The sequence below is a fragment of the Sphingomonas sp. EU05-FHT14C10 genome, from assembly GCF_058790595.1.
This window is the reverse complement of record NZ_JBYTEN010000046.1, coordinates 1-3,526: the sequence shown is the minus strand read 5'-3', so window position 1 is coordinate 3,526 and position 3,526 is coordinate 1. Positions and strand designations below refer to the sequence as shown.

Sequence of the window (3,526 nt, the reverse complement as noted above, 5' to 3'; positions counted from 1 at the left end):
ATGCGGGTTAGAGGGAGTGTTCGAAGACGGGTCAGGCCCGCCTTCGAACGTCGGTGAGCATTGTGATCAAGGCGTCGGAAGGCGGCTTGAAGCGCCCCGGCTTGATCGCAGGGGCACCGTGGGCTGCGAGAATCTGCAGCTTCTCTTCGGGATCGGCGCGCAAGTAGGTCTCGGTGCTCTGGATACTGGCGTGGCCGAGCCATAATGCGACCTTGCGAATGTCCCCCGTCGCCGCGAGCGTGTGCATCGCGCAAGAATGACGAAGCACGTGGGGTGTGACGCGCTTCCCAAGGATCGACGGCTGCTTCGTCGCTGCCGTCTTGACGTGCTCGGCCAATCGGAACGCAAATCCGTCGCGGGTCATCGGCTGCCCGTTGGCATTGAGGAAAATCTCGGTGACCTCAACTTGAGGCCGGATCGCAAGCCATGCGCGCAATGCGATCTGGGTCTCCTTCCACAGCGGCAGGACCCGTTCACGTCGCCCTTTGCCCATGATGTGCATGGTGGACAGGGAGCGGTCCGGGAAATCGCCCAGTTGCAGCGTTACGAGTTCCGACACCCTCAGTCCGCCAGCATAGGTAAGATGCAGCATCGCGCGATCACGGGTGCCGAGGCGTGTCCGGGGATCGGGTGTATCGAGCAAAGCCTTGATCTCGGCCCGGTCGAGGTAATCGATCAGCGCCTTGTCTGTCTTCTTGGTCGGGATTGCTCTGACACGGAGTGCCTGATCGAGGCAGGCTGGAATCCGGTACTCGATGTATCGGAAGAAGGATCGGATCGCGGCGAGCCTGCCATTGCGGGTCCGCACGCAGCTGCCGCGGCCGATCTCCACATGATCGAGGAAGGCCATGATCATGTCTGTGCCGAGATCCTCAACCTCGAGATCGGTCGGTCGGCGCTTCAGCCGATCGGCAGCGAACTGGACGAGGAGGACGAAGCAGTTGGCATAGGTCTTCACCGTGTGCGGGCTGACGGCGCGTTCGCGCGGCAGATGTTCCCGCAGATATGCCGAGAGATGGGGAGCAAGCGCCGTCATGCCGCTTCTCCTTGAAAAAGTTGCTCGCTTGCAGCCGCAATGTCGCGCAGCAGCACTGGCGTGGCTTCGAGATACCAGTACGTGTTGGCGATCGACGCGTGCCCCAGGTAGACACTGAGACCGGCCATGTGGTGGGCAATGGCCTCCCTGTCACGCGGGCAGGACTCAAGCGAGCGAACAGCGAACGTATGTCGCAGATCGTGGAGTCGCATGCCTGCCGTACCGGTTGCTCCACGATATCCGAGAAGCCGGGCCAACCTGACGAACACGACGTGGGCGCGCACCTTGTGCGGCGCCCGCCCCCGGATAGTGACGAACAGGTCATTACACTTGGCCGGGTGCTTCGCGCGGATCGCAATGTAGGCTTCGAGTGCTTGGCGCGTCGATGGCTGCAAGGCGATCAGTCGCTGCTTGCCGAACTTGCCGTTGCGGACGACCAGCCCATCCTCGACCAGATCGTTGCACTGTAGCGCGAGAGCCTCGGAAATCCGGAGACCTGTCGCCGCGAGCAGGCCGAACAGGTAATGGTACGTGTATGGGCTAATCGTGCCATGGGGCGGAACGTTCAATGCCGCCGCCATGATCGCCCGCACCTGGTCCGCTTCGATTATGGTCGGAGTGGGACGTGGCCGCTTCCCCCGGCCGAAAACGCCGACAGGCGGGACTTCGTTGTCTGGGTCCTCGGCATGAGCGAAAAGGCTGAAGTTACGAGCAGCGTCGTACCTATGGCGAGCCACGTTTTGCGAGCTTGCCGTGTGGCACCAGTCGTAGATGCGCTGCACTCGGGTGTGCCGGTCACCGAAGCGTTCAGCGAAAGCGGCGTATTGGCGCAGCAGTCGTTCCTGTTCCGAGAACTTCCGCCCCAAGCTGCGATACAGCGAGACGTATCTGGCAATCTGCGTGCTCAGCATGACGGTTCTCCCGGCCATGGCTGCGCGATTTTCATGAGCATCGGCAGGTCGACCTTGGCGTAGATGGCGGTGGTCTCGGGCGAGCTGTGGCGCAGGATCGTTCCAACGGACTCCAGCCCTGCGCCCGCGCGCAGCAAGTTGGTGGCAAGCGAATGCCGGAAAATGTGCGATCCGGTCGGCACGCCTTCGATCCCGCCGCGCTCATGCGTGCGTGCAACGATGCCGGCGATCTCCGCCGATGAGCGGAACGAACGGAACGGGGCTTGCGCGCGCACGAACAGATGCGGATCGGCGGTCTTGGGACGCGCCGTGGCAATGTAGTCCAGGATCGCGTCACCGACGTCCTGAGGCAATGGCAGGCGATCAGGCCGACGCGTCTTGCCCTTGACCGTCAGGTGGCCCGAGCGCCAGTCGATATCGTCGAGGTGCATATCCCGAATATCACCGGCACGCAGGCCAAGCCGGGCGAGCAGGAGAATGATGGCCTTGTCCCGAACTTCCACCGGGCGATCAGTCGGACATGCGCCGATGATCTGCTCGATCGTTGCCGGGTTAACGTGCCGGGGCAGCGTCGAAAGACGGTAGCGTTGCACTGATGGGATCGCGTGCAACAAAGCTGGACGGCAAATACCCTGCACGACCAGGAACCGAATATAGCTCCGTATTATCGTGACGAGCAGTGATGCCGAACCCGGCGTCTCCTTGCTTCGTTGTTGAAACGCCCGTCTGAGGACGGCTGCATCCCATTGTGAAGGCTCGCCGAGCATAGGCGCGAGCCGCCTGATATCGGCCCGGTAGCGCCGGATCGTCTCATCGGTCGCGCCGCGGTGTTGCTTGAGCCATGCCAGATATGCCGCCATGTGCGGGTCGTCATCCGACACCAGTTCGACTGAAGGGATGACACCGCGGTCGCGCAAGAACTCGACGAAGTGCCGAGCGCCTCGCCGCCGCCGCTTCGCGCCCGAGGCAACAAGCTTGCCTCGCTTGCGCCAGACCGGACATCGACAATCATGCGCGCCGTACTGGTCGATGATCGTGTCATCGATATCGGCCCATTGTCGTCGCGCAATGCGAAGCCAGGCCGCGAAATGCTCGGCCTCGGATCGATAGGACTGGGCCGGTCCTTGCGCGAGTTGCAAGCGATCGATCCCATCGAAATAGTCGGCGAGGTGCCGTGGCAGATCGTCGATCCCGTCGTCGACACCGACGTAGCCTTGATCCTCCAGGAAGCGGACGAAGCGCCTGACTCGCGCTGCAATGTCCGCCTTATAGACTGGCTGCTGCGCCGAATACCGGTGGCAACGGCACCGATGCTTCTCGAACCGCCGAACGGTCCGATCGTCGATCGTGCGGATCGCGATCCCATGCAGTTCCATCCAATGCAGGAAATGACGGGCCGCAGCGCCAAACAGAATCGCACTGCCTGACCTCTCGTCGAGCGACAGAGAGGAGAGGAATGCGGTGAGTAGAGCGTCGTGACTGGGCGGGTCTTCGACCCGGAGCCGGGCCGCTCGAAACGACAATAATGATCTTGATCGCATGTTGGTTCCTTCGACTTGTTCAGGTCGAGGGAACCGTA

General features: G+C 62.2%; 3 protein-coding genes. All 3 read right to left on the bottom strand.

Going from position 1 to position 3,526, the window contains the following annotated elements; all coding sequences use genetic code 11:
* Positions 1-31: 31 nt before the first annotated feature.
* Positions 32-1,036: a tyrosine-type recombinase/integrase gene (locus AC3WT0_RS19820; RefSeq protein ID WP_024310637.1), complete on the bottom strand. Its 1,005-nt coding sequence runs from the start codon at positions 1,034-1,036 to the stop codon at positions 32-34.
* Positions 1,033-1,947, bottom strand: a complete 915-nt coding sequence (locus AC3WT0_RS19815; RefSeq protein WP_011540751.1) for a tyrosine-type recombinase/integrase — start codon at positions 1,945-1,947, stop codon at positions 1,033-1,035. Before AC3WT0_RS19815 ends, AC3WT0_RS19820 begins: the two co-directional genes overlap by 4 nt.
* Positions 1,941-3,526 (bottom strand): tyrosine-type recombinase/integrase (locus AC3WT0_RS19810; RefSeq protein ID WP_299111953.1); only part of this gene is annotated, 1,586 nt, incomplete at its 5' end. The genes AC3WT0_RS19815 and AC3WT0_RS19810, both read right to left, overlap by 7 nt.